Origin of the sequence: Streptomyces sp. NBC_01571, assembly GCF_026339875.1 — a bacterium.
Lineage (GTDB): Bacteria > Actinomycetota > Actinomycetes > Streptomycetales > Streptomycetaceae > Streptomyces.
In genome coordinates this window covers 368,532-392,642 of the sequence record NZ_JAPEPZ010000002.1, presented here as the reverse complement: position 1 = coordinate 392,642, position 24,111 = coordinate 368,532, and the positions used below count along the sequence as shown (strand labels likewise).

At 70.9% G+C, this 24,111-nt stretch carries 24 protein-coding genes; 10 read left to right on the top strand and 14 right to left on the bottom strand.

Features of this window, described 5'->3' with window-relative positions:
• Window positions 1–68 precede the first annotated feature (68 nt).
• Entirely contained in the window at window positions 69–584 is a 516-nt protein-coding gene (locus OHB41_RS44950) for a hypothetical protein (RefSeq protein WP_266707337.1), read from the top strand.
• Window positions 585–779: 195 nt separating this feature from the next.
• On the opposite strand, the gene OHB41_RS44945 is transcribed toward OHB41_RS44950, so the two are convergent.
• The 4 genes from OHB41_RS44945 to OHB41_RS44930 form a co-directional block, all read right to left on the bottom strand.
• On the bottom strand, window positions 780–1,001 hold the full coding sequence (locus OHB41_RS44945) for a helix-turn-helix domain-containing protein (protein ID WP_062039671.1): 222 nt from the start codon (window positions 999–1,001) through the stop codon (window positions 780–782).
• Window positions 1,001–1,492 carry a DUF2975 domain-containing protein gene (locus tag OHB41_RS44940; protein WP_266707333.1) on the bottom strand — a complete coding sequence of 164 codons (492 nt, stop codon included), beginning with the start codon at window positions 1,490–1,492 and terminating at the stop codon, window positions 1,001–1,003. The genes OHB41_RS44945 and OHB41_RS44940 overlap by 1 nt, the downstream gene beginning before the upstream one ends.
• Before the next feature lie 319 nt (window positions 1,493–1,811).
• A complete protein-coding gene (locus tag OHB41_RS44935; RefSeq protein WP_266707331.1) occupies window positions 1,812–3,455 on the bottom strand; it encodes a peptidoglycan-binding protein in 1,644 nt (547 codons plus the stop codon).
• A 317-nt stretch (window positions 3,456–3,772) separates the two neighbouring features.
• Complete coding sequence (locus OHB41_RS44930; RefSeq protein WP_266707329.1) at window positions 3,773–4,219, bottom strand: peptidoglycan-binding domain-containing protein; 447 nt, start codon at window positions 4,217–4,219, stop codon at window positions 3,773–3,775.
• A 262-nt stretch (window positions 4,220–4,481) separates the two neighbouring features.
• Between OHB41_RS44930 and OHB41_RS44925 the strand changes: the two genes are divergently transcribed.
• From OHB41_RS44925 to OHB41_RS44890, 8 genes are all read left to right on the top strand, one after another.
• Window positions 4,482–5,312: a peptidoglycan-binding protein gene (locus tag OHB41_RS44925; protein WP_266707327.1), complete on the top strand. Its 831-nt coding sequence runs from the start codon at window positions 4,482–4,484 to the stop codon at window positions 5,310–5,312.
• Window positions 5,309–6,292: a helix-turn-helix domain-containing protein gene (locus OHB41_RS44920; RefSeq protein ID WP_266707325.1), complete on the top strand. Its 984-nt coding sequence runs from the start codon at window positions 5,309–5,311 to the stop codon at window positions 6,290–6,292. The genes OHB41_RS44925 and OHB41_RS44920 overlap by 4 nt, the downstream gene beginning before the upstream one ends.
• A gap of 490 nt (window positions 6,293–6,782) precedes the next feature.
• Window positions 6,783–7,262, top strand: a complete 480-nt coding sequence (locus tag OHB41_RS44915) for a DUF5707 domain-containing protein (RefSeq protein ID WP_266707323.1) — start codon at window positions 6,783–6,785, stop codon at window positions 7,260–7,262.
• Between the two features lie 446 nt (window positions 7,263–7,708).
• Window positions 7,709–8,359 (top strand): GntR family transcriptional regulator, encoded by a 651-nt coding sequence (locus OHB41_RS44910; protein WP_266707321.1) that lies wholly within the window; start codon window positions 7,709–7,711, stop codon window positions 8,357–8,359.
• 48 nt (window positions 8,360–8,407) lie between these two features.
• Window positions 8,408–9,157 (top strand): PIG-L deacetylase family protein, encoded by a 750-nt coding sequence (locus OHB41_RS44905; protein WP_266707319.1) that lies wholly within the window; start codon window positions 8,408–8,410, stop codon window positions 9,155–9,157.
• On the top strand, window positions 9,154–9,873 hold the full coding sequence (locus OHB41_RS44900; protein ID WP_266707317.1) for a 4-carboxy-4-hydroxy-2-oxoadipate aldolase/oxaloacetate decarboxylase: 720 nt from the start codon (window positions 9,154–9,156) through the stop codon (window positions 9,871–9,873). Before OHB41_RS44905 ends, OHB41_RS44900 begins: the two co-directional genes overlap by 4 nt.
• Window positions 9,870–10,955, top strand: a complete 1,086-nt coding sequence (locus OHB41_RS44895; protein ID WP_266707315.1) for a 4-oxalomesaconate tautomerase — start codon at window positions 9,870–9,872, stop codon at window positions 10,953–10,955. The genes OHB41_RS44900 and OHB41_RS44895 overlap by 4 nt, the downstream gene beginning before the upstream one ends.
• Before the next feature lie 10 nt (window positions 10,956–10,965).
• The gene (locus OHB41_RS44890; protein WP_266707313.1) at window positions 10,966–11,931 is read left to right on the top strand and encodes a catechol 2,3-dioxygenase; all 966 of its coding nucleotides are present in this window, start codon (window positions 10,966–10,968) and stop codon (window positions 11,929–11,931) included.
• A gap of 83 nt (window positions 11,932–12,014) precedes the next feature.
• On the opposite strand, the gene sthA is transcribed toward OHB41_RS44890, so the two are convergent.
• The 3 genes from sthA to OHB41_RS44875 form a co-directional block, all read right to left on the bottom strand.
• Window positions 12,015–13,418, bottom strand: coding sequence for a Si-specific NAD(P)(+) transhydrogenase (gene sthA, locus OHB41_RS44885; RefSeq protein ID WP_266707311.1), 1,404 nt, complete (start codon window positions 13,416–13,418; stop codon window positions 12,015–12,017).
• A 171-nt stretch (window positions 13,419–13,589) separates the two neighbouring features.
• Window positions 13,590–14,918: an enolase C-terminal domain-like protein gene (locus OHB41_RS44880; RefSeq protein ID WP_266708347.1), complete on the bottom strand. Its 1,329-nt coding sequence runs from the start codon at window positions 14,916–14,918 to the stop codon at window positions 13,590–13,592.
• Between the two features lie 74 nt (window positions 14,919–14,992).
• Window positions 14,993–15,952, bottom strand: a complete 960-nt coding sequence (locus tag OHB41_RS44875; RefSeq protein WP_266707309.1) for a 5-dehydro-4-deoxyglucarate dehydratase — start codon at window positions 15,950–15,952, stop codon at window positions 14,993–14,995.
• A 106-nt stretch (window positions 15,953–16,058) separates the two neighbouring features.
• On the opposite strand from OHB41_RS44875, the gene OHB41_RS44870 reads away from it, so the two are divergent.
• Window positions 16,059–16,847: an IclR family transcriptional regulator gene (locus OHB41_RS44870; protein ID WP_266707307.1), complete on the top strand. Its 789-nt coding sequence runs from the start codon at window positions 16,059–16,061 to the stop codon at window positions 16,845–16,847.
• Between the two features lie 32 nt (window positions 16,848–16,879).
• Here OHB41_RS44870 and OHB41_RS44865 read toward each other — a convergent pair whose 3' ends face one another.
• From OHB41_RS44865 to dnaK, 7 genes are read right to left on the bottom strand one after another with little or no spacing between them, the layout of a single operon-like run.
• Window positions 16,880–17,146 carry a UBP-type zinc finger domain-containing protein gene (locus OHB41_RS44865; RefSeq protein WP_266707305.1) on the bottom strand — a complete coding sequence of 89 codons (267 nt, stop codon included), beginning with the start codon at window positions 17,144–17,146 and terminating at the stop codon, window positions 16,880–16,882.
• A 37-nt stretch (window positions 17,147–17,183) separates the two neighbouring features.
• Window positions 17,184–17,627 (bottom strand): thioredoxin, encoded by a 444-nt coding sequence (gene trxA / locus OHB41_RS44860; RefSeq protein ID WP_266707303.1) that lies wholly within the window; start codon window positions 17,625–17,627, stop codon window positions 17,184–17,186.
• A gap of 5 nt (window positions 17,628–17,632) precedes the next feature.
• Entirely contained in the window at window positions 17,633–20,275 is a 2,643-nt protein-coding gene (clpB, locus tag OHB41_RS44855) for an ATP-dependent chaperone ClpB (RefSeq protein WP_266707301.1), read from the bottom strand.
• Window positions 20,266–20,661: a chaperone modulator CbpM gene (locus tag OHB41_RS44850; RefSeq protein ID WP_266707299.1), complete on the bottom strand. Its 396-nt coding sequence runs from the start codon at window positions 20,659–20,661 to the stop codon at window positions 20,266–20,268. Before OHB41_RS44850 ends, clpB begins: the two co-directional genes overlap by 10 nt.
• Window positions 20,658–21,617 carry a DnaJ C-terminal domain-containing protein gene (locus OHB41_RS44845; protein WP_266707297.1) on the bottom strand — a complete coding sequence of 320 codons (960 nt, stop codon included), beginning with the start codon at window positions 21,615–21,617 and terminating at the stop codon, window positions 20,658–20,660. Before OHB41_RS44845 ends, OHB41_RS44850 begins: the two co-directional genes overlap by 4 nt.
• A 6-nt stretch (window positions 21,618–21,623) precedes the next feature.
• Window positions 21,624–22,166, bottom strand: coding sequence for a nucleotide exchange factor GrpE (locus OHB41_RS44840; RefSeq protein WP_266707295.1), 543 nt, complete (start codon window positions 22,164–22,166; stop codon window positions 21,624–21,626).
• 9 nt (window positions 22,167–22,175) lie between these two features.
• Entirely contained in the window at window positions 22,176–24,071 is a 1,896-nt protein-coding gene (gene dnaK, locus OHB41_RS44835) for a molecular chaperone DnaK (RefSeq protein ID WP_266707293.1), read from the bottom strand.
• Window positions 24,072–24,111 lie beyond the last annotated feature (40 nt).

The following is a 24,111-nucleotide window of genomic DNA, read 5'->3' as shown; positions in this document are numbered from 1 at the left end:
CCGTTGCCGGCTATGCGAGGCTTCGCAATCCCCGACCACTCCGGCGGGGACTTGGGACCCTGGCGGACGTGTTCGCCTACGCCGGGACCGCGGGGATGCGGTTGCGCATCGACGGCGCCGAGACCCAGGTTCGCCGCCCGAAGACAAACGGGCCCGGACGGCGGGCCTTCGTCTCCGGCAAGAAGAAGCAGAACACCGTCAAGACCACCACCGTCAGCGACGGCCAAGGCCGTGGTCGGGTGCGGCCCGGGCGGATGGTCGACGAGGGCTACCGGGGGCTGGCCAACGAGTTCCCTGACCAAATCAGCGCCCCTCCGACGAAGCCGAAGGGCGACGCGCCGCTCGGCGAGCAGTACGCCTGGCGGGAGATGCGCCGACGGCAGTCCTCGCAGCGGATCTGCGTCGAGCACGCCAACGCCGAATTGCGGCAGTGGTGCCCGCTCCAGCGCTACACCGGCCCACGCGAGGACTGCGTCGCGACCCACCAGGCCATCGCTTCATTGGTTTCGGACCGTTCGGCTCGCCGACCGACCCGCCGCAAGCCGAGCACCGAGTTCGTGCTCGCCCGGCAGGCCGCCTGCTGATCAACCACCAGCCGACCCGCCAGGCCAGCACGCCAAAACCTCAATCGGGGACCAAGTCGTTGGTGGCCCACCGCCCGGTCCAACGCGTCGATCGCGAGGGTCGGACGGCTCGGTCAAACGCTCCAGCGGACTCGGGATCTCCTCGGATGCGACCCTGGGATGTTCGCGGAGTCGGGCGCCGTCGGCAGGCATGGTTCATTCGCCCGCGGCGTCCTCGGCCTCCCAGCGAAGCAGGTCGCCCGGCTGGCACTCGAGCACCTCGCACAGCGCGGCGAGCGTCGCAAAGCGCACCGCCTTGGCGCGGCCGTTCTTGAGTACCGCCAGGTTGGCGGGTGTGATCCCTACGCGGTCCGCGAGTTCGCCCACGGACATCTTCCGCCTGGCCAGCATCACGTCGATGTCGACGGCGATCGGCATCAGATCACCTCGTCCAACTCGGCCTGCATCTGCGCCGCTTCGACGTCGCGCGCGACGGCCTGGGCGAGCAGCATCCGCAGCACGAGCACGATGAGCGCGACTCCCAGGATGGCCAGGCCGATCCCGCCCATGATGAGGGTGACGCCCGGGTCGTCCCGCTGGCCGGGCGCATTCAGGGCCGCGACTGCGAACCACACGAGAGCAGCCGCAACGATCGCGCCGATGATGACGTCCACGTACCGGAAGGCGGCGTGGGAGAACACGGTTCCGCGTCGCACCATCGTCACCAGTCTCCATACACAGACCAGGGCGACCTGCGCCGCGCCGATGCCCAGGATCGTGATCACGCGCAGTGGGGTCAGCGGGAGCGACCCGTCCTCCGGGTCATTCCCGCTGACCAGCGCCCACACCATCAATGCCTGTACGAGCACCGTGCCGGTGAGCACCACTACGAGCACGGCGCGCAGCGCGCGCACGGTCAGCTTTCCCATGACCCAACCTTCCATCGAGATACGATGGTAATCTATCGAATCTCGATAGGTGAAGCAAGGGCTGGGAGGGGGCGGGCGGCACCTTCGCACCACGGCGGGACGCCGGCGCCTCCTCCCGTTCTGCAACCCTCGTCCGGCAGCACCTCTCACCAGGCGCCCCGCACTCCAGCCGCACGCAACGCCGTCCCACCCCGGCCGCCACGACCTCCTCCACTGCGGCGGCCATGGCTCCCACCTCACCCCCCCAGCCCCCGGGGCCGGAGTTCCGGGGAGTCCGCCGTATCCGAGCGCGAGCTGCCGAGAACCCCGGCGGAGCAGGTCAGCGGACCCGGATGAACACCACGTCGTAACCGCTGTTCGTGGCCCGGGACTTGACATAGACCCCGTCGCTGCCGCCGTTGGGGTTGCCCGTGTTGCCCTCGACAGTGGTGAAGGACGACCCGGACACCGTCCGCACGATGCCTATGTGCTCGTTGCCGCCGGTGAAGTCGCTTCCGCCGTCCCAGTCGAAGGCCACGATGTCACCGGGCTGCGGGCTGGTCGTCACCGACAGGTGGTAGTTGCCGGCCCGCGCCTGCTTGACCCAGCCCGAGACATAGGAGTTGCGGTAGGAGCTGGCCCCGGTCTGCTTGGCCACCCAGCTCACGAAGGTCGCGCACCAGGCGTAGCTGCTGGTGGACAGCGAGAGACCCACAGCCGAGCCGTAGCTGTTCGCGCGGGCGCTGCCCTCGACCGTGCCGACCTCGCCCTCGGCCACGTCGAGGATCTTGCCGTAGCCACCGCCGGGCGGGGGCGACGACGGCGGGGTGACGGCGCCGTACAGTGCGGCCTTGGTGTTCGGTCCCACATGGCCGTCGACCGAGAGACCCTTCTCGGCCTGGAAGTCCCTGACAGCGCTGTCGGTGAGCGGACCGAAGCCGCCGTCGACGGCGATGTCGGCACCGTGGTGGTTGAGCAGGCTCTGCAGTTCGGTGACGCAGCCGCTGCGCTGCCCCTTGACGATCTCGTTCGGGCACGAGGCGGAGTTCAGGTTGATCGGCGCGGGCGCGCCGTTGCCACCACCACCGCCGATGTTCGAGTACAGGGCGGCTTTGGTGTTCGGACCGACCTCGCCGTCGGCGGTGAGACCGCTCGCGGACTGGAACGCCTTCACGGCCGCCAGCGTCTGGGGGCCGAAGCTGCTGTCGACGTCGAGGCTCTGGCCCTTGCCGTTCAGCAGGGCCTGCAGCGTGGCGACGCAACCGCCGCTCTGCCCCTCCACGATGTTGTCCGGGCAGGACGACGACCTCAGGTCCAGGCTCGTCGACGGTGACTCGTCGGTGTCGTACAGCGCCCGCTTGGTGTTGGTGCCGACCTGGCCGTCGGCCGTGAGGCCGTAGGAGGACTGAAAGCTGCGGACGGCACTCGCCGTTCCGGCGCCGAAGTCACCGTCCACGTCGACCGTGTAGCCGTGATGGCGCAGCAGCCGCTGGAGCTCGGTGACGCATCCGCTCTTGTCGCCCTGGACGATGTTCGCGGGGCAGGAGGAGGACCGGAGGTTGACGGGGGCGGGCGCCGAGCCGCCGGTCGCATACAGCTTGCTCTTGGTCGCGGGGCCCACCCGTCCGTCCACGGCGATCGCGGTGGCGGCCTGGAACTCACGGACCGCGTAGAGCGTGCTCGGCCCGAACTGACCGTCCACCGCCAGACCGGCGCCGTGCGCGTTGAGCAGGGTCTGCAACTCCGTGACGCAGCCGCTCGCCTGGCCCTGCACGATCTCGTTGGGACAGGACGCGGAGGTCAGCTTGATCGCGGGCGGCGCCGCTGCCGCCGGACCGGCACCGAGTACGATGCCGGCCGAGACCATCGCCGCGGTGGCGGCGAAAGTCCCGACCCGGATCCGCCACCCCGTGCCGGTGCGGTGCCTGTCCCGATGCCGTGAGGCCTCGTCTTCGGCGCGGACGAGGAATGCGAGTCTTCCCATGGCGGCGAGGTTCTCCTTCGGTTGCTGGAGCGTCGTCTGACGCGTCGTCGGTGATGTGCGGTCGTGCTCGTCCGGGGTCTTCCAGCCCGGTCCGCGTGTTCGAGGGGTCCGGGAGGACGGCGGGGACGAGAGCGTGACGAGCGAGCACACGCGTCCGCGGCCCGTCCTCGCCGGGCAAGGACGGGCCGGGTCGGTCGACTCAACGGTCCGACCGGTCCGACCACTCAACGGTCCGACCGGTCCGACCACTCAACGGTCCGACCGGTCCGACCACCCAACGGTCGGACCGGTCGGACCGGTTGGGAACGTCGGACCGGTCAGGCGGCGAAGCGCTTGAACGCCGCGCGGGTGCCCGCTCCGGCGATGCCGTCGATCGCGCCCGTGTAGCCGTAGTCGTCCGCCAGCAGACGCTGCAGCGCCTTGATGGTGTTGGTGCCGGGGTCCCCGTCGATGGCGCCCGTGTAGCCCCAGTACCTTGCGAGGCAGCGCTGGAAGGCCTTCCAGCTGTTGGTGCCCAGCTGACCGTCGATGGAGTCCGTGTATCCCCAGTAGTCCGCGAGGAACTCCTGGACGTTCTTGGCCTCGGCCGTGGTCAGACCGAAGTTCTGCGTCGCGGCCACGGTGGCGGGGTGTGCGACCGCCGCCGTCCGCGTGGTGGTTGCGGTCGCCGCGTAGCCGGTGCCCGCGGTCGCCACACTGCCGGCGGCGAGGCCGGCAACGGCGATGAGGCCGGCGATGGTCCTGCCCAGAGCGTTCGGTCGCATGCGTTCCTCTTTCGGTCGTGGGTCGGCACCTGTCCCGCCTGGCGGGGAGGTGGCGAGACCAAAGGTGGTGGGCGCCCGGTCGCGTCGGCTACGGCTGTGGCACAGGTGGCGGTCTTGCGGGACGACAGACCTGCTGACCTGCGACGACAGCAACCGGTGGGACGGCAGTGTGGGACACCTGTGACAGATGTGTCGGGCTCATGCAGAATGCGCAGCAGCGGAGGGGGCCGCTGTTCACGCTGATGACCGCATTGGGGGAAACATGCCGCGCTCCAAGGCGCTGCCCGATGAACTCGACCCTTGCGCAAGGCAGTTGGTGGAGCGGTTACGCCGGCTGAAGGACCACGGCGAGCTGACGATGCGCCAGCTCGCGGCCAAGACCGGCTACAGCGCCAAGTCGTGGGAGCGGTACCTGGGAGGTACGGCGCTGCCGCCCCAGGCGGCGGTGGAGGCACTGGCCCGCATCACCGGGGCCGACCCCGTCCCCCTGCTCGCGTTGCACGAGATCGCCGCCGACATCCGGGCCAGCCGCCGCGCCAGGCCCGTCGCACAGTCGCAGCCCACCGGACAGGAGCAGGAGCAGGAGCAGCCGGCGGGGCCGAAGGGGCCGGATCCCGGGGCACCGGCCACACCGATCGTGCTCACGGCGCCACCCGCCACCGGACCGTCCCCCGGCCGCTTCCCGCACATCGCCCTCACGGCAGGCGTCGTCGCCCTGACCGTGGCCTTCTTGGCGGCGCTGCTGCTCATACTGCGCCTCGACGAGGACGGCACCCCGGCGGCGGTCGCCGCCCCGCCCAGCACCACTGAGGCTTCGCCGCCGCCGTCCTACACCTGCCACATCGCCCGCGTCGACGGCCGCTGGTCGGCAGGCATCAACAACGCCCGGAACACCGAGATCTCCTACGGCGCCACAGGCGCCGACGTCGCCGAGGCGCAGTGTCTCCTGCGCCGGGCGGGCATCTCACCCGGCGGGATCGACGGCATGTTCGGCCCGCTGACGCTGCGGGCGGTCAAGACATTCCAGCAACGCGCGGGTCTGGACGTCGACGGCATGCTGGGGCCGCGTTCCTGGAAGGCGTTGCGCGGATGACCCCAAGCGCACCCTCACCCCCGGGCGCCCGACTGGCCGTAGCACTCAAGCAGTTGAAGCAGCGGACCGGTCTGAGCCTGGCGCAGCTCGCGAACGCGACCACCTTCAGCAAGTCGTCCTGGGAGCGCTATCTCAACGGCAAGAGCTTGCCACCCCGCAGCGCGGTAACGGAGTTGTGCCGTCTCGCCGGCGAACCCGTCGACCACCCGTTGGCCCTCTTGGACATCGCCCGGACGGAACGGACGGACCTTACGGACCGGACGGGGCTTACCGACCGGACAGAAGACAGTGGGCCGACGCGGGATACGCCGGCTCGACAGCGCACCGGCACCCGAACGGGCACACCGACTGCGGCCCTCGTCACCGCCCCGCCCGACACCGGCCAAGGCGAGGCAGTTCCGAGCGACACCGGCCAAGGCGAGGCAGTCGCGAGCGACGCCGGCCACATCCGCACCGGCCCGACCGGGCACCGGCGGGTAAGCGTCCTCACCACCCTCGCGTCGGTCTGCGCCGTGGTCCTGGGAGCGCTCGTGCTCATCCACCTTCCCTCTTCCCCTCGCAAGCAGGCGTCACCGTCCCCCACGCCCCCTGCGGCCACCGGGGCGCTCTGCCGGCACACCGCCTGTCAGAACAAGGACCCGATCACGATGAAATGCGCCGCCGACCCGGTGACCCTCGCCGAGCACGAGACCGTGTCGGGCGCCTGGATCCAGATTCGCTTCAGCGAGGAATGCGGCACGACCTGGGCCCGGATGTGGGGCGCGGTCGTGGACGACCGTGTCGAGATTCGGGCGGGCGGTCGGGACGGCTCCCTCCGCGGCGCCCGCGTCACCAGCCGCAACGAGGCCGACACCTACGTCCACACCACCATGAGCCTGGTCAGCCCCGGGACGTCCGTGCAAGCATGCTTCAGCCCCGCGGCGGGTGGCGGGAAGGAATGCTTCGAGACCCGCACGGACCAGGCCGTCTTCGCTCCTTGAGACGTCAGGCGACTCGTCCGGCTCCCGACCGTTCTGGGCCGCACGCCGTCTCCACGGTCGAAGCGGCACCTGAAGGGGGGCGGCTCCACCGCCCCACCCGCACCGGCCCTGGCGGCGAGCCGTTCGCACCCGGCACCCGGCACCCGGCACCCGGCACCCGGCACCCGGCACCCGGCAGACGCTCCGTCGGAAGGGTGGACTGCCCGGACTGAGGCCGCCCCGATCCTTGCCGTTGGTCGCGGGTCGCCCAGCCGGGCGGAAGTTTTGGCAGACCGTACCGAGACGGGTTGAGTAGCCGTACTCATGCCGGGCAGCCCCGGTGGCACGCACCATGGACCTCAGACGGCACGATGCACGTCGAACGCCGCACGCTGATGGGCCGTCAGCGTCGGTTCAGGCCACAGGCCACACGGCTTGGTCCGCATCGTGCCCCACCGGCCCCGCGTGCGCGGTGGTCGGCCTGTCGGTCTTCTCGTCATGGGGGAAACACATGTCCAAGCGCCTCGTCGTGTCCGCGCTCGCCGGTGCCGTCGTCCTGGGTGGCGGCGTCGCTGCCACCGTCGCCCTCGTCGGAACCGCCGACGCGGCAGGTCCGACGGGAGATCCGGTGATCGGGAAGTCCTCCTCGGACCCGGTGGTCCTGGGGGACGGCGGGACCGACGCCCTCACGTTCACCACGTCCGTGTCCGACGACTCGGGCATCAGGAGCGTGAAGGTCCTTGCCTGGCCCAGGAGTTCGCACCTGGCGCCCAAGGCGTCGGAGATGGCGTCCGTGGAGAACGCCACGTGCCGGGCGTCGTCGGCGACCACGTCGGTGTGCACCTACCGGGCCCCGGTCGACGGGCGGAAGGACGCCGCCGACATCCCCACCGGGACGTGGTACATGGCGGTCCTCGTCACCGCCAAGGACCACGGCACGACGTTCTCCGCGAAGGCGTCGACCTTCACCGTCACGCGGCACGCGGGTTGAGCGGCACGCGAGCGGGTGGAACCGGCGACAGGCCCGTGAGGAAACGGGCCGCCGCCACCGCCGCGTTGTGTCCCGCGGCGCTTCTCCGCTATAGTCGATCTTGAGCACGCCGCCGGATCTCCGGTAGCGGGCCTGGCGTTGGTGGTCCAAGGAAAGACGTCCCGCTTCCTGCGGGGAGATGCAGGTGCAAGGCCTGCCCGGCGCTCCACACAGCCCCGCCCTCCGGTTCGGAGGGCGGGGCTCACGTGTTTTCCGGAACCCCCGCGCGCCGCTGGGCCGTCCGCACGGCAGGGTGGGACCGCCGCTCTCGCACCACCGCCGGCAGCCGGAGGTGACGGGCGCTTGCCGCCCGGGACAGCGTGTGTCGGCAACATACCGGACAAAATTGTTGACAATCTTCGCGGCCTGGATTTACGTTCGACAGGCACTCACTCAGGGAGGGCACGATGCCGAAGGAAGCCCGTCCGGGCACCGGCGAGCAGGCCAGGAAGCACGCACTGGCACAGCTGCGGCAGGCGATCCTGCTGGGCGAGATGGCGCCGGCCCAACGGCTCGTGGAGCACGAACTCGCCGAGCGGTTCGGTGTCACCCGGGCCAGCGTCCGGGCGGCGCTGATCGAGCTGGAGTCGGAGGGGCTGGTCGAGCGGATCCGCAACCGCGGCTCGCGGGTGCGGGTGGTGACGGTCGAGGAAGCGGTGGCCATCACCGAATGCCGCATGGCCCTCGAAGGCCTGTGCGCGGCCAAGGCGGCCGTCGCGGCCACCGAGGCCCAGCTCACCGAACTGGCCGACCTGGGAACGGCGATGTCGAAGGCGGTCGCCGACGGCGAGCCGTTGGTCTACTCCGGGCTCAACCACGAACTGCACGGCCGGATCAGGGAGTTCTCCGGTCAGCCGGTCGCCGTCGAGCTGCTGGAGCGGCTCAACGGACAACTGGTGCGCCATCGTTTCCTGCTCGCGCTGAGGCCCGGACGTCCCCAGCAGTCCCTGAGCGAACACCTGGCCATGATCGAGGCGATCAGGGCCCGGGACCCGCAGGCGGCCGAGGCGGCCGTCCGCGGCCACCTCGCGGGAGTCATCGACGCCCTGCGCCAATGACGTCTCGGAGGTGGGCCGACCGGCCCGTCCATCAAGGAGATGTGTGCCATGACGCACGGCAAGGCGCCCACCACCCCACGATCGACGCTCGTCATCACCGCGCACGCCGGGGACTTCGTCTGGCGGGCCGGGGGAGCCGTCGCCCTGGCCGCCTCCCGCGGAGAGAAGGTGACCATCGCCTGCCTCACCTACGGGGAACGCGGTGAGTCCGCCAAAGCCTGGCGCGAGGGCAGGAAACTGGCGGAGATCAAGGAGATCCGCCGTACCGAGGCCGAGGCGGCCGCCGCGGCGCTGGGTGCAGAGGTCCGCTTCCTCGACGCGGGCGACTACCCCCTGCCGGTGACCCAGGACCTGACCGACCGTCTCGTACGGGTTTATCGGGACACCCGGCCCGACGTGGTGTTGACCCACCCGTTGGACGACCCCTACAACGGCGACCACCCGGCGGCCGCTCGGATGGCGCTGGACGCGCGCGTCCTGGCCCAGGCCATCGGGTATCCGTCCGAGGGAGAGGTCATCGGCGCCCCTCCGGTGTTCTTCTTCGAGCCGCACCAGCCGGAGATGTGCGGCTTCAGGCCGCAGGTTCTCCTCGACATCACCCCGGTGTGGGAGGCCAAGCGCGCGGCCATGGAGTGCCTGGACACCCAACGGCACCTGTGGGAGTACTACACCGACCTGGGAAAACGACGCGGTGTGCAGCTCAGGCGCAACGCGGGTCCCCACGTCGGCCTGCCCCACGCCACCTACGGCGAGGCCTACATGCGCCCCTACCCGCAGGTCACGGAGGAACTGGCGTGAGCGGTCTCATCATCACCGATCCGCCGCGCGCGCACGCCGAGGACGTCGAGGCGCTCACCGGCTACGGCGTGGCCACGGTGCACGAGGGCATGGGCCGCCGCGGAAGCCTCGGTCCCGGCTTCAGGCCCATCCAGCAGGACGTACGCATCGCGGGCACCGCGGTCACCACGCTGTGCCCGCCCGGCGACAACCTCATGATCCACGCGGCGGTCGAGCAGTGCGCGCCGGGCGACATCCTCGTCGTCGCCACCACCTCGCCCTCCACCGACGGCATGGTCGGCGACCTGTTCGCCACCGCGCTCCAGCACCGCGGGGTGCGCGGCCTGGTCATCGACGCCGGGGTACGCGACACGGCCGACCTGCGCGCCATGGGCTTCCCCGTGTGGTCGACGGCGGTGTGCGCCCGGGGCACGGTCAAGGCCACGGCCGGCTCGGTGAACGTACCCGTCGTGCTGGGCGGCCAGATCGTCCGGCCCGGGGACGTGATCGTCGCCGACGACGACGGCGTGGTGTGCGTGCCCCGCGAGCAGGCCGGCGCGGCAGTCAGAGCGGCCGAGGCACGTGCCGCCAAGGAGGACGCCACCCGAACCGCCTTCGCCGGGGGCCAGTTGGGCCTGGACCGCTACGGCCTGCGCGAGACCCTCGTACGACTGGGCGTGCGGTACCGGTCCTACGAGGAGTGCGCCCCCGACGTCCGCGACGGAACCGTGTCATGAGCGCGGGCGAGGAAGTCCGCTGCATGCTCGTGCGCGGGGGTACCTCGAAGGGCGCCTACTTCCTGGCGGACGACCTCCCGCCCGTTCCCGGCGCGCGCGACGACCTGTTGCTGCGGGTCATGGGCAGCCCCGACCCGCGGCAGATCGACGGCCTCGGCGGAGCGCACCCGCTGACCAGCAAGGTGGCCGTGGTCTCCGCGTCGGCCGGCCCCGAGGCGGACGTCGAGTACCTGTTCCTCCAGGTCGGCGTCGACCGGCCCGAGGTCTCCGACCGGCAGAACTGCGGCAACCTGCTGGCCGGGGTCGGCCCGTTCGCCGTCGAACGCGGACTGGTCGCGGCGGGGGAGGAGCGGACCTCCGTACGGATCCGCATGGTCAACTCCGGGGACCTCGCCGTCGCCACCTTCGCCACGCCCGGCGGGCGCGTCGACTACACCGGTACGGCCGAGATCTCCGGCGTGCCGGGGACCGCCGCCCCCGTGGTGGTCGAGTTCCCGCCGGGCACCCGTCCGCTGCTGCCCACCGGGCACGCCCGCGACATCGCGGCCGACACCCCGGTCACCTGCGTCGACAACGGGATGCCGACCGTACTGATCGCCGCGTCCGCCCTGCACGTCACCGGCTACGAGGAACCCGGGGACCTGGAGGAGGACGGCGCGCTCGCCGACCGGCTGCGCGCGATCCGGCTGGAGGCCGGGAAGCTGATGGGCCTCGGTGACGCGGAAGCGGCCACCGTTCCCAAACTCAGCCTGCTCGCCCCGCCGTTGCACGGGGGAGCGGTCATGACCCGTACCTTCATCCCGGTGCGCTGTCACCCGTCCATCGGTGTGCTCGGCGCCGCCGGAGTCGCCGCGGGGCTGCGTGTCGGGGGCGGTGTGGGCGAGCGCGTCGCCCGGCTGCCCGCGCACGGGGACCTGCTGCGGATCGAGCACCCCGCGGGATTCCTCGACATCGAATCCGCCGTCGACCAGCGCGCCGGCGGCGCCCCGGTGGCCCGGCGCACCGCCGTCGTCCGTACCGCACGAAAGATCTTCGACGGCACGGTCTTCCCCCGGCCGGCCGCAGCCGCACCTCATCTGTGAGGAGACCTGGATGGCCCCGCCCCTCGGCGACATCGCCCACCTCGGGCATGTCGAACTGCTCACCCCGGACCCGGACGGAAGTCTCCGGTTCTTCACCGACTATCTCGGCCTGACGGTCAACGGCAGGCGCGGTGACTCGGTCTATCTGCGGACCTGGGACGACTACGAGCACCACAGCCTGGTCCTCACCGCGCACGAGACCTCGGGTCTGCGCCGCACCGCGCTGCGCGCCTCCAGCGAGGAGGCACTGCGGCGCAGGGTCGAGGAGTTGGAGACCGCGGGTCACGAGGGCCGCTGGGTGGAGGACGAGCCGGGCCTCGGCCCGCTGTACGTCACCACCGACCCCGATGGCCACGAGATCGCCCTGTACTGGGAGTCGGAGTGGTACCGGGCCCCCGACGAGCTCAGGCCGGGCCTGAAGAACCAGCCCCAGGCCAAGCCGGGCCACGGCGTGGCCGTACGGCGTCTGGACCACGTCAACTACCTCGCGGCCGACGTCGCCGCCAACGCGGACTTCCACCAGCGTCTGCTCGGCGCCCGGCCGACCGAGCAGATCCGGCTCGACGTCGGGAGGATCGCCGCGAAGTGGCTGACGTTCACGAACAAGTCGTACGACGTCGTCCACAGCGAGGACCGGACCGGTGCGCGCGGGCGGCTGCACCACATCGCGTTCGCGACCGACACCCGTGAGGACATCCTGCGCGCCGCCGACCTCGCCCTCGACACCGGCGTGTTCATCGAGACCGGCCCGCACAAGCACGCCATCCAGCAGACGTTCTTCCTGTACGTCTACGAGCCGGGCGGCAACCGCGTCGAACTGTGCAACCCGCTCACCCGTCTCGTCCTGGCCCCCGACTGGCCGCTGATCACCTGGACCGAGGCCGAGCGGGCCAGGGGACAGGCGTGGGGTCTGAAGACCATCGAGTCCTTCCACACCCATGGCACCCCGCCTCTCGACCAGGCCCAGGACACCTGACGGGCGGCGGGAGGGGCACGATGAGGTGACGGCGGGGCGCGACGTTCCCGCCCCGCCCCGCCCCGCCGCCCGGCCGCGGCCGGTCAGTCCTTGAGCCGGTCGATCTGACGGATCTTGTTGGTGGCGTCCAGGGCGGCGACCTTGTAGGACTCCGCCAGCGTCGGGTAGTTGAACACCGCGTCGACCAGGTAGTCGACGGTGCCGCCGCATCCCATCACCGACTGGCCGATGTGGATCAGCTCGGTGGCCCCGGTGCCGAAGCAGTGCACGCCGAGCAGTTTGCGGTCGTCCGGGGAGACCAGCAGCTTGAGCATGCCGTGCGAGTCGCCGATGATCTGGCCCCGGGCCAGTTCGCGGTAGCGGGAGACACCGACCTCGAAGGGCACGCAGTCCTCGGTGAGCTGGTCCTCGGTGCGCCCGATGAAACTGATCTCCGGGATGGTGTAGATGCCGATCGGCTGGAGGTCGTGCATCGGGTGCACCGGTTCGCCGAAGGCGTGGTACGCCGCCGTACGTCCCTGTTCCATCGAGGTCGCGGCCAGTGCCGGGAAGCCGATGACGTCGCCGACGGCGTAGATGTGCGGCACCTCGGTGCGGTAGTTCTCGTCGACCTTGATCCGGCCGCGCGGGTCGGCGGACAGACCCGCCTTGTCCAGGTCGAGTTCGTCGGTGAGGCCCTGTCGGCCGGCGGAGTACATCACGGTGTCCGCGGGGATCTTCTTGCCGCTCTCCAGGACGGTGAGCGTGCCGCGTGGATGACGCTCGACCGCGGCGACCGTCTCCCCGAAGCGGAAGGTGACGGCCAGGTCCCGCAGGTGGTACTTCAGCGACTCGATGACCTCGACATCGCAGAAGTCGAGCATCGCGGACCGCTTCTCGACCACCGTGATCTTGCTGCCGAGGGCGGCGAACATGGAGGCGTACTCCATGCCGATCACACCGGCCCCGACGATGACCATGGAGCGTGGCACCCGCTCCAGATTGAGGACGTTGTCCGAGTCCATGATCGTGCGCCCGTCGAACTCGACGGAGGCGGGCCGGGCCGGCCGGGTGCCGGTGGCGATCACGATGTGCTCGGCGGTCAACAGCTGGTCGTTGCCGTTCGCTTCGGTCACGGCGACGGTGTGGTCGTCCACGAAGCGGCCGGTGCCGGCGAAGAGGGAGACGTGGTTGCGGGAGAGCTGATTGCGGATGACGTCGACCTCGCGGCTGACCACGTGCTGGGTGCGCGCGGTCAGGTCGGCGACGGTGATGTCCTCCTTGAGCCGGTAGCTCTGGCCGTACATGTCGCGCTGGGTGAGACCGGTGAGGTAGAGGACCGCCTCGCGCAGGGTCTTGGAGGGGATGGTCCCGGTGTGGATGGACACCCCGCCGACCATGTCGGGCCGGTCGACGACGGCGACCCGGCGGCCGAGCTTGGCCGCGGCGATGGCGGCTTTCTGCCCACCGGGGCCGGATCCTATGACAAGCATGTCGAAGTCGCGCACTCTCCGGAGTCTGTCAGGCCGAAGTCCCTCCCCGGAAGGGTGAATGGGCAACGGACCCCTTCGCGCGGGGAAAAATCCGGTGGTCAACGCGCTTGACGCCGACGGTGGAGGCGTCGCACACCGGTGGCCGGCACGCCTGACACCGGTGGCCGGCGCACCGGACGCCGGAGGTCAACGCACCAGACACGGACGCTTCGCGTCGAATTCCCACCCGGGGACCAGGAAGCGCATCCCGACCGCGTCGTCCCGCGCTCCCAGCGCCTTCTCCCGGTAGAGGTCGTGGGCCGCGAGGAGCCGGTCCATGTCGACGCGGACCCCGAGCCCGGGGGCGTCCGGGACGGCGATCTCCCCGTCGACGATGCGCGGCGGCTCGACGGTGAGCCGCTCCAGCCCCTCCTGCCAGATCCAGTGCGTGTCCAGGGCGTTGTACGCGCCCGGAGCCGCGGCTCCGCAGTGGGTCACCATCGCGAGCGAGATGTCGAAGTGGTTGTTGGAGTGGCAGCCCCAGGTCAGTCCCGTCGCGTGGCACAGCTGGGCCACCCGGACGGAGCCCCGCATGGTCCAGAAGTGCGGGTCGGCCAGCGGGATGGAGACCGACTGCAGGGCCAGGGCGTGGGTCAGCTGCCGCCAGTCGGTGGCGATCATGTTGGTCGCCGTGGGCAGACCGGTGGCACGCCGGAACTCGGCCAGGATCTCCCGCCCGGAGTAGCCGTCCTCGGCCCCGCAGGGGTCCTCGGCGTAGGCGAGGGTGCTCACCAGCGGCGTGCACAGCTCGACCGCCTCGCGCAGCGACCACGCTCCGTTCGGGTCGAGGGTGACCCGCGCCTCGGGGAAGCGGTCCTTCAGGGCCCGTACGGCCTCGACCTCCTCGGCGCCCCGCAGGACACCGCCCTTGAGCTTGAAATCCCGGAAGCCGTAGAGGTCGTACGCGGCCTCGGCCTGGCGGACGATCGCCCCGGGGGACAGGGCCTCCTCGTGGCGGATGCGGTACCAGTCCACGGTGGCGTCGGGTTCACGGACGTACTCCAGGTCGGTGCGGTCGGGGTCACCGACGTAGAACAGATAGCCGAGGACCCGTACGGAAGAACGCTGCTGCCCGTCACCGAGCAGAGCCGCCACGGGTACGTCGAGGTGCTGCCCGAGGAGGTCGAGCAGCGCCGACTCGACGGCGGTGACGGCGTGGACGGTGGTCCGCAGGTCGAAGGTCTGGGCGCCGCGTCCGCCGGAGTCCCGGTCGGCGAACCGGGCCCCGATCTCGCGCAGGACGCGCTGGTAGTCGCCCACCTTCGCTCCGACGACCAGCGGCCCGGCGTCCCGCAGGGTCCGTGTGATCTTCTCCCCGCCCGGGACCTCACCGAGCCCGGTGCGGCCCTCGGAGTCCGTGAGGACGACCACGTTGCGGGTGAAGTAGGGGCCGTGCGCACCGGAGAGGTTCAGCTCCATGGAGTCCCGTCCCGCGACCGGATAGACGGAGAACGCGGTGACGGTCGGCCGGCTGATGCCCATGGTCTTCGGAGTCCTTGCGTGCGGGGTGAGTGGGGGAGGTGGTGGCCGAGGCGGAGTGCCGGGGCCGGTCAGACGGGTCGGGGCGCGGATTGGGTCAGGAGCTGCCCGGCGTCGAGGATCTTCGCGAGAACGACGAGGTCGTCCGCGCCCGGGTCGGTGAGCGGTGCCCGGACCGGACCGACGGGCAGGCCGCGCAGCCGGGCGGCGGCCTTGACCAGCGAGACGGCGTAGCCGGGCACCCGGTCGCGCAGCTCGACCAGCGGGACGTAGAACTCCCGCAGCAACGCGGTCGTCCGCTCGTCGTCGTTGTCCCGCAGGGCGGTGAAGAAGGCGTTCGCGATGTCCGGCGCGAAGGCGTGGACCGCGGAGGAGTACGAGGGCACGCCCACGGTGGCGTAGGCACGGGCCTGGATCTCGGCGGTCGAGGCGCCGTTGAAGAACAGGAAGCCGTCGGGCGCGGCGAGCGTGAGGCGCTGGAGACGGTCGAGGTCGCTGTGGCCGTCCTTGAGACCGATGACCGTGGGGATGTCCGCGATCCGGCGCAGGCTCTCGGCGCTGAAGGCGACCTGTCCCCGCTGGTAGGCGATGAGTGGCAGGGAGGTGCCGGCGGCGATCCGGCGCAGCTGCTCCACCAGACCGTCCTGCGGGGCGGCGACCAGGTAGTGCGGCAGCACCAGCGCGGCGTCCGCGCCGGCCTCCTCCGCGATCCGGGCGAACCGCAGCGCCTGCGCCCAGCCGTAGCCGATGCCCGCGACCACCGGCAGCCGCCCGTCGGCGATCTCGACCGTGGCCGTGACGACCGCGCGGTACTCGTCCTCGTCCAGGGAGAAGAACTCACCGGTTCCGCAGGCGGGGAAGACCGCGCCCGGCGCGGTCGCGAGCTGGGCGGCCAGATAGGCGCGGTACGACTCCGGATCGAGGCTGCCGTCGTCCCGGAAGCTCGTGACGGGGAAGGACAGCACCCCGCCCGCCATGCCGTCCCGCAGCCGCCGTGCCACATCCTCGGCCTCCGTGCTGAACCGTGCCATCAATCTCATCCTCATATGCAGATGACGTTTATGTATGCAGATGAAGGTTAGGTGGGTGAACCATTGCGGGTCAATGGGGCGGCGCGGCGGTTCTACGATGGGGCCCATGTCCGAGAGCAGAGGTGTCCGCGCCGTGAAGTCGGCGTCCCGCACGGTCGCCCTGCTGGAACTGCTCGCCGGGCGCGGCGACGAGCCTGCCCGTCTGGACGAACTCGCGGCGGAACTGAAGGTGCCGCGCAGCAGCATGTACCAGCTGCTGCAGACCCTCGTCGACTGCGGCTGGGTACGTTCCGACACCACCGGCTCCCTCTACGGCATCGGGATCCGCGCCCTGCTCACCGGTACCGGCTATCTCGACGGTGACGCGCATGTGCGGGTGGTGCGCCCCTGCCTCGACGAGGCCTCGGACACGCTCGGCGAGACCATCCACCTGGCGCGGCTCGACGGTCCGAACGTCGTCTACCTCGCCACCCGCGAGTCCCACGAGTACCCGCGCACCCTCAGCCGGGTCGGCCGCCGGGTACCGGCCCACGCCGGCGCCCTCGGCAAGGCACTGCTCGCCGAACGCCTCGACGAGGAACTCCCGCTTCCCGCCGGTCCGTTGGAGGCCCTGACGGAGAACACGCACACGGACAGGGCCGCACTGCTCGCGGACCTCGCCCGGGTGCGTGAGCGCGGCTACTCCGTCGAACGCGAGGAGACGGTGCCCGGTATCGCCGGGTTCGGTTTCGCCCTGCGCTACGACACACCGGCCGTGGACGCCGTCAGCTGCTCGGTTCCCGTCACCCGGCTCACGGACGAGCACGAGGCCCGCATCGTCTCCGTCATGCGGGAATTGCGGACGAGGATCGAAACCCTCGCCTCCCCGGCATCGGGCGCTCCCGACTGGCGCTGACCGGGGGAGCGCAGGCCCCGTGCCGGCGCACCTCAGACCATGGCTCGGTCGATGTAGCACCAGCGCCAGTCCTCGCCCGGCTCGAACGACTGCACGATGGGGTGGCCGGCCGTGGCGGCGTGCGCCCGCGCGTGCTGGAGCGTCGAGGAGTCGCAGCAACCGACATGTCCGCAGGTCAGGCACATCCTGAGATGCAGCCAGGTGGAGCCGACGTGCATGCACTCGTCGCAGCCGTCCGGAGTACGCGGGGTCACGGAGCGGATGTACGACAGGTGCGGGTCGGGCCGCACGGTGGCCATGGTGGGCCTCCTTCCTCCACCCTTCGCCGGGGGCGGTTCATGCGCTGACGGCCAGGCTGTCCTCGACCCACTGCCTCAGCTCCGGCGCGGGTGCCGCCCCCGTCATCCGGGAGACCACCTCACCCTTGTCGAGCAGCAGCAGGGTCGGCACGGCCTGCACCTGGAACCGCTGGGAGAGCCGCGGACTCCGGTCGATGTCGACCTTGACCAGCTTGACCCGGCCGGCGAGCTGGTGGGCGACCTGCTCCAGCGCGGGGCTGACCATCCGGCAGGGCCCGCACCAGGTGGCCCACAGGTCGACGAGCACGTACGGCTTCGCCTGCTCGGCGACCTCCGCGAAGTCCGCGTCACCGGCCTCGGTGATCCACGCCAGCGGGGCGTGGCAGTTCCCGCAGCGCGGTGTGCCCGCGGCCGCCGCCGGCACCCGGTTGCCGCGGCCGCACCGGTCGCAGGTGACGGTCCCGCTCGGGTTTGTGCCCATCGCGCTCACGCGGCCTTCCGGACATCCGGCACCGCCGGTTCGCCGTAGGTGACGACCAGTTCGCCGTTCTGCGCGTCGACCCGGATCGTCGATCCGTCCTGCACGTCACCGCGGATCAGCGCGCGGCCCACGAGTGTCTCGACCTCGTGCGAGATGTACCGGCGCAGCGGGCGGGCTCCGTACACGGGGTCGAAGCCCTGCCGGGCGATGAGTTCGAGCGCCGCGTGCGTGAGCTCGACGGTGATCTGCCGTTCGGCCAGGCGCCTGCGCAGGTCGGTGAACTGGAGCTCCACGATGCGCTCGATCTGGGGCAGGCCCAGCGGCTTGAACAGCACGACGTCGTCGATCCGGTTGAGGAACTCGGGCCGGAAGTGGCTCTGCAGCTCGCTCAGTACCAGAGCCCGCGCCTCGGGCTTGATCTCGCCGTCGGAGGTCACCCCGTCCAGCAGGTACGCCGATCCGATGTTGGACGTCATGATCACCACGGTGTTGCGGAAGTCGACCGTTCGGCCCTGCGAGTCGGTGATGCGGCCGTCGTCGAGGACCTGCAGCAAGGTGTTGAACACATCCGCGTGGGCCTTCTCCACCTCGTCGAACAGGACCACGGAGTACGGCTTGCGGCGCACCGCCTCGGTGAGCTGGCCGCCCTCCTCGTAACCGACGTAGCCCGGAGGCGCTCCGACCAGCCTGCTGACGGTGTGCCGCTCCTGGTACTCGCTCATGTCCAGGCGGACGATGTTCTCCTCGGAGTCGAAGAGCGCCGCGGCGAGCGTCTTGGCGAGTTCGGTCTTCCCGACGCCGGTGGGGCCGAGGAAGAGGAACGAGCCGATGGGCCGGCGCGGGTCACGGATGCCGGAACGGGCCCGGATGATGGCGTCGGCGACCAGCTTGACCGCCTCTTCCTGGCCGATCACCCGCTCGGTGAGGATCTCGTCCAGCCGCAGCAGCTTCTCGCGCTCGCCCTCCTGCAGTCGGGTGACCGGGATGCCCGTCCAGGCCGCCACGATCTCCGCGATCTCGTCCTCGGTCACCACCTCGCGCAGCAACCGGTTGTCGCCCTGCTTGGAGTCGAGCCGCTCCTCCTCGGCCGCCAGCCGGCGTTCCAGCTCGGTGAGTCTGCCGTAGCGCAGTTCCGCGGCGCGATCGAGGTCGTAGCTGCGTTCGGCCTCCTCGGCCTCCTGCCGTACCTGCTCCAGTTCCTGGCGCAGTTCCTGCACCCGGCGGATGGCCTGGCGTTCGGCGTCCCACTGGGCGTGCATCGCGTCGGACTCGGCGCGCAGGTCGGACAGTTCGCGGCGCAGCTCCTCCAGGCGCTTGGCGCTGGCCGGGTCGCTCTCCTTGGCGAGCGCCGCCTCCTCGATCTCCAGCCGGGTCACCCGGCGGGTGATCTCGTCCAGTTCGGCGGGCATGGAGTCGATCTCGGTCCGCAGCCGTGCGCACGCCTCGTCGACCAGGTCGATGGCCTTGTCGGGCAGGAACCGGTCGGTGATGTACCGGTGGCTGAGCGTGGCCGCCGCGACCAGCGCGGTGTCCTGGATCTTCACACCGTGGAAGACCTCAAGCCGCTCGCGCAGCCCGCGCAGGATGGACACGGTGTCCTCGACGCTCGGCTCGTCCACGAGCACCTGCTGGAAGCGGCGTTCGAGCGCCGCGTCCGACTCGACGTGCTTGCGGTACTCCTCCAGGGTCGTCGCACCGATCATGTGCAGTTCACCGCGGGCCAGCATCGGCTTGAGCATGTTCCCCGCGTCCATGGCGCCCTCGGCACCACCGCCCGCGCCGACGACCGTGTGCAGTTCGTCGACGAAGAGCAGGATGCGCCCCTCGGCCGCCTTGACCTCGCTCAGTACGGCCTGTAGCCGTTCCTCGAACTCGCCGCGGTACTTGGCGCCCGCCACCAGGGAACTCATGTCGAGCGAGAAGATCGTCCGGTCGCGCAGACCGTCGGGCACGTCACCCCGTACGATGCGCTGCGCCAGACCCTCCACGATGGCCGTCTTGCCCACGCCCGGGTCGCCGATGAGCACCGGGTTGTTCTTGGTCTTGCGGCTCAGGATCTGGATCACCCGGCGGATCTCCGCGTCCCGGCCGATCACCGGGTCCATCCTGCCGCCGCGGGCCTCGGCCACCAGATCACGCCCGTACTTCTCCAGGGCCTCGTACGACGCCTCGGGGGTCGCCGAGGTGACGCGCTGGTTGCCGCGGATCCGGGTCAGCGCGGCCAGGAACGCGTCCTCGGTGATGCCGAACTTCTGGAGCAGGCGTCCCGCGGCCGTCTGGGAACCCTCGCCCGCCAGCGCCAGCAGAAGGTGCTCGACCGACACGTACTCGTCCTTGAGCCGCTTGGCCTCCTGCTCGGCCGAGTCCAGCACCCGGGCCAGCCGTTGCGTGACGTACACCTGACCGGGCGTGGCACCGGGACCGGTGACCTTCGGCCTGCGCGCCAGTTCGTCCGAGAGGGCGGAGCGCAGAGCCTGGGTGTCGGCACCGATCTGTTCGGCCAGGCGCGCTATCAGGCCGTCCGGCTGGTCGAGGAGGGCGAGCAGCAGATGCTCACCGTCGACCTCGGTCTGGTGCAGCCGGCCGGCGATGGTCTGCGCTTCCTGCACCGCCTGCTGGGACTTCTGGGTGAGCCGGTTCATATCCACGATTCATCACTCCTGGAGCCGGCATTGCTGCGCCTCAGTGCGTCCTCCAGCTCGCTGATCCGGTCGAGCAGATCGACCACCAGACCCAGGGAGGCGTAGTTGAGGGGGAGCGCGGCCCGTAGACGTTGGATGCGGGCGAGGGCGATGGGAGCGGACGGTTCGAACCACAGCCGCCCTGTCGCGTCCCGGGTGGCGTCGACGAGGCCGAGGGCGACGAACCGCCGTACGAGATCCGGGTGGATGCCGGTGCGGCGGGCGACCGCGTCGAGACCGAGCCTCAGGGGCGGACCGAGGGTGGCGGTGCGCACCCGGACGTTGAGGACCGGCGGGGCGGCCGGAGTGGCGGTGCGGCGGCTTGCGCCGCCGGGACGGGGGGCGGTGGTCATCGGGGCCTCCTCGGGTCGAAGGCGGACACCGCGGCCAGCTCCTCGAAGAGCTCGCGTTCGCGGGCGGTGGGTTCCGGCGGCACCATGATGCGGATCTCCGCGTAGAGGTCACCGTTGTGGCCGCGCGGGTTGGGCATGCCCTCGCCGCGCAGCCGGAGCCGGCGGCCGCTGGACGAGTTCGGGGGGATGGTGACCTTGGCCGTGCCGCCGGGGGTGGGCACCGGCACGGTAGCGCCGAGCACCGCCTCCCACGGCGTCACCGGGGCGACCACGTGGATGTCCCGCCCCTCCAGACGGAAACGTCCGTCGGGCTTGATGCGCACCCGGAGATACAGGTCGCCCGGCGGGCCGTCGCCGCTGCCGCGGCCGCCCTCTCCGGCCAGCCGGATGCGCTGACCGTCCACCACACCGCGCGGGATGGTGACGTCGTAACTGCGCTGTCCGTTCGGGCCGCCCAGCGTGATGCTGCGCCTTCCGCCCCGGTACGCCTCCTCGACACTGAGCTGGATCTCGGCCTCCTGGTCGGCGCCGGGCACCGGACCCCAGCCGCCGCCTCCGCCGCCCCGTCCGAACATCCCGCCGAACAGGTCCTCGAAGTCGACGCCCGAGCCGTCGAAGCCGGCGCCGTCGGAGGTCCGGAAGCGGACCCCCCCGCCTCCGCCGCCGCCCGCCCACCCGGCCCGGCCGCCGCGGGCGCCCGCCGCCGCGGCCACCCGCTCGTCGTAGTCCTCCGGGATCTGCCGGAAGTCGTCGCCGAAGCGGTCGTAGCGCTGCCGGGTCTTGGGGTCGGAGAGCGCGCTGTAGGCGTCGTTGAGTTCCTTGAAGCGCTCCTCGGCACCCGGATCCTTGTTGACGTCGGGGTGGTGCTTGCGCGCCAGCGTGCGGAAGGCCTGCTGGATCTCCTCGGCACTCGCGGTGCGCGGCACCCCGAGCACCTCGTAGTAGTCGCGTGCCATGAGGCGTCACTCCTGCCGCTTGCTGACCATGACGAACGCCGGGCGCAACTGGTTGCCGTCCGCCCCATAGCCCGGACTCACCACCTGGGCCACGGTGTTCGGCTCGGCGCCGGGGTCGTCGACGACCCCGACGACCTCGTGTCTGGTCGGGTCGAAGGGCACCCCGGTCTCCTCGTGACGCGGGTATCCGAGGCCGCGCAGCACCTCGACCGCCTGGTCGCGCACGGTCTCGATGCCCTTCAGTACGGCGGAGGGGTCGGCGTCGGCGTGCCCCAGGGCCCGTTCCAGGTTGTCGAGCACCGGCAGCCAGGCCGCGGCCGTGCGGGCACGTTCCTCACCGCGCACGCGTTCCAGTTCCTTCGCGTGGCGCTTGCGCAGGTTGTCCAGGTCGGCGAGCGCGCGGCGCCAGCGGTCCCTGAGCTCGTCGAGCTCCGCGGCCTGTTCCTCCGCCTCCGGCCGCGCCGGGGCGGCCGGGGCCGCGGGGTCGGCGGCGTCCTCGATGCGCTGTTCGCGTTCGGGGGGCGTCACAGGCTCCTGTCCGGTGGCCATGACCGCACCTCAGCTCTTGTCGAATTCGGCGTCTATGACGTCGTCGGAACCCGTTGGGGCGCTCGTGGTGTCCTGCGCGCCGGGCGCGGCCTCCGCGGCCTGTCCCGCGCCCGTCTGATGGGCGGTGAGGGACGCCAGCACCTGTTGCAGCTCGGAGGTCATCGGCCGGACCTTCTCGGGCGGCGCGTCCTGCCTGACTGCCTCGCGGGCCTCGGAGACGAGCATCTCCGCGCGGGCCCGCTCGTGTTCCGGCGCGGCCTCACCGAGTTCGGTGAGGCGGCGCTCGACCTGGTAGGCGACGGCGTCCAGTTCGTTGCGGGCGTCGACACCGTCGCGCAGTGCCTGGTCCTCGCCGCGGTGCTGTTCGGCCTCCTGGACCATCCGCTCGACCTCGCCCTGGTCGAGGTTGGAACCCTCGCTGATGGTGATGCTCTGTTCCTTGCTGGTGTCCTTGTCCCGCGCGGTCACGTTCAGGATGCCGTTGGCGTCGATGTCGAAGGTGACCTCGACCTGCGGCTCGCCGCGCGGTGCCGGACGGATGTCCTTGAGCTGGAAGCGGCCCAGGACCCGGTTGTCCGCGGCGAGTTCGCGCTCGCCCTGCAGCACGACGACGTCGACGGCCTCCTGGTTGTCCTCCGCCGTGGAGAAGGTCTCGGAGCGGCGTACCGGGATCGTGGTGTTCCGTTCGATGAGCTTCGTCATGACCCCACCACGGGTCTCCACGCCCAGCGACAGCGGCGTGACGTCGAGCAGCAGGACGTCCTTGACCTCGCCCTTGAGCACGCCGGCCTGGATCGCCGCGCCCAGCGCCACGACCTCGTCCGGGTTCACGCTCATGTTCGGGTCCTTGCCGCCGGTCAGCCGGCGGACCAGGTTCTGCACGGCCGGGATACGCGTCGAGCCGCCCACGAGAATGACCTCGTCGATGTCGTTCTCGCTCACCTTGGCGTCGGTCATCGCCTGCTTGACCGGCTCCAGGGTCCGCTCCACCAGGTCGGCGGTGATCTGGTCGAACTTGGACCTCATGATCGTCTCGGTCAGGTGCTTGGGACCGGAGGCGTCCGCGGTGATGAACGGCAGGCTGACCTGCGTCTGGGTGACCGAACTCAGCTCGGTCTTGGCCTTCTCCGCCGCTTCGAACAGCCGCTGCAGGGCCTGCGGATCCTTGCGCAGGTCGATGCCGTTCTGCTGCTGGAAGGTGTCGGCGAGCAGGTCGACGATCCGACGGTCGAAGTCGTCGCCGCCGAGGTGACTGTCCCCCGCGGTCGAGCGCACCTCCACCACGCCGTCGCCGACGTCCAGAATGCTCACGTCGAAGGTGCCGCCGCCGAGGTCGAAGACGAGCACGGTCTCGTGCTGCTTCTTCTCCATCCCGTACGCCAGCGCCGCCGCCGTCGGCTCGTTGATGATCCGCAACACCTCGAGGCCCGCGATGCGGCCGGCGTCCTTGGTCGCCTGGCGCTGCGCGTCGTTGAAGTACGCCGGCACGGTGATGACCGCTTCGGTCACCCGCTCGCCCAGCTGCTTGCCCGCGTCGTCGGCGAGCTTGCGCAGCACCAGCGCGCTGATCTCCTCGGGCGAGTACAGCTTGTCGCGCACCTTGAAGCGGGCGACCCCGCCCTCGCCCTCGACGACGTCGTACGCCACCGCCTTGGCCTCGGCGGACACCTCGTCGTAGTGCCGGCCGATGAACCGCTTGGCCGAGTAGATGGTGCCCTTGGGATTGAGGATCGCCTGGCGCCTGGCGAGCTGTCCCACCAGACGTTCGCCCCCTTCGGCGAAGGCGACGATGGAGGGCGTCGTACGCGAGCCCTCGGCGTTCGGTATGACAGTGGGTTCGCCGCCCTCCCACACGGCGATCACCGAGTTGGTGGTGCCCAGATCGATTCCGACTGCCTTGCCCATGAGGAACTCCTTCGCCTGCCGCCCCGGCGTCTGCCCCTGT

Bases quoted from the DNA above. Each gene is read 5' to 3' on its own strand.
- OHB41_RS44945 (WP_062039671.1), bottom strand. From the start codon at position 1,001: ATGCCGATCGCCGTCGACATCGACGTGATGCTGGCCAGGCGGAAGATG.
- OHB41_RS44940 (WP_266707333.1), bottom strand. From the start codon at position 1,492: ATGGGAAAGCTGACCGTGCGCGCGCTGCGCGCCGTGCTCGTAGTGGTG.
- OHB41_RS44935 (WP_266707331.1), bottom strand. From the start codon at position 3,455: ATGGGAAGACTCGCATTCCTCGTCCGCGCCGAAGACGAGGCCTCACGG.
- OHB41_RS44930 (WP_266707329.1), bottom strand. From the start codon at position 4,219: ATGCGACCGAACGCTCTGGGCAGGACCATCGCCGGCCTCATCGCCGTT.
- OHB41_RS44925 (WP_266707327.1), top strand. From the start codon at position 4,482: ATGCCGCGCTCCAAGGCGCTGCCCGATGAACTCGACCCTTGCGCAAGG.
- OHB41_RS44920 (WP_266707325.1), top strand. From the start codon at position 5,309: ATGACCCCAAGCGCACCCTCACCCCCGGGCGCCCGACTGGCCGTAGCA.
- OHB41_RS44915 (WP_266707323.1), top strand. From the start codon at position 6,783: ATGTCCAAGCGCCTCGTCGTGTCCGCGCTCGCCGGTGCCGTCGTCCTG.
- OHB41_RS44910 (WP_266707321.1), top strand. From the start codon at position 7,709: ATGCCGAAGGAAGCCCGTCCGGGCACCGGCGAGCAGGCCAGGAAGCAC.
- OHB41_RS44905 (WP_266707319.1), top strand. From the start codon at position 8,408: ATGACGCACGGCAAGGCGCCCACCACCCCACGATCGACGCTCGTCATC.
- OHB41_RS44895 (WP_266707315.1), top strand. From the start codon at position 9,870: ATGAGCGCGGGCGAGGAAGTCCGCTGCATGCTCGTGCGCGGGGGTACC.
- OHB41_RS44890 (WP_266707313.1), top strand. From the start codon at position 10,966: ATGGCCCCGCCCCTCGGCGACATCGCCCACCTCGGGCATGTCGAACTG.
- OHB41_RS44875 (WP_266707309.1), bottom strand. From the start codon at position 15,952: ATGGCACGGTTCAGCACGGAGGCCGAGGATGTGGCACGGCGGCTGCGG.
- OHB41_RS44870 (WP_266707307.1), top strand. From the start codon at position 16,059: ATGTCCGAGAGCAGAGGTGTCCGCGCCGTGAAGTCGGCGTCCCGCACG.
- OHB41_RS44865 (WP_266707305.1), bottom strand. From the start codon at position 17,146: ATGGCCACCGTGCGGCCCGACCCGCACCTGTCGTACATCCGCTCCGTG.
- trxA (WP_266707303.1), bottom strand. From the start codon at position 17,627: ATGGGCACAAACCCGAGCGGGACCGTCACCTGCGACCGGTGCGGCCGC.
- OHB41_RS44850 (WP_266707299.1), bottom strand. From the start codon at position 20,661: ATGACCACCGCCCCCCGTCCCGGCGGCGCAAGCCGCCGCACCGCCACT.
- OHB41_RS44845 (WP_266707297.1), bottom strand. From the start codon at position 21,617: ATGGCACGCGACTACTACGAGGTGCTCGGGGTGCCGCGCACCGCGAGT.
- OHB41_RS44840 (WP_266707295.1), bottom strand. From the start codon at position 22,166: ATGGCCACCGGACAGGAGCCTGTGACGCCCCCCGAACGCGAACAGCGC.
- dnaK (WP_266707293.1), bottom strand. From the start codon at position 24,071: ATGGGCAAGGCAGTCGGAATCGATCTGGGCACCACCAACTCGGTGATC.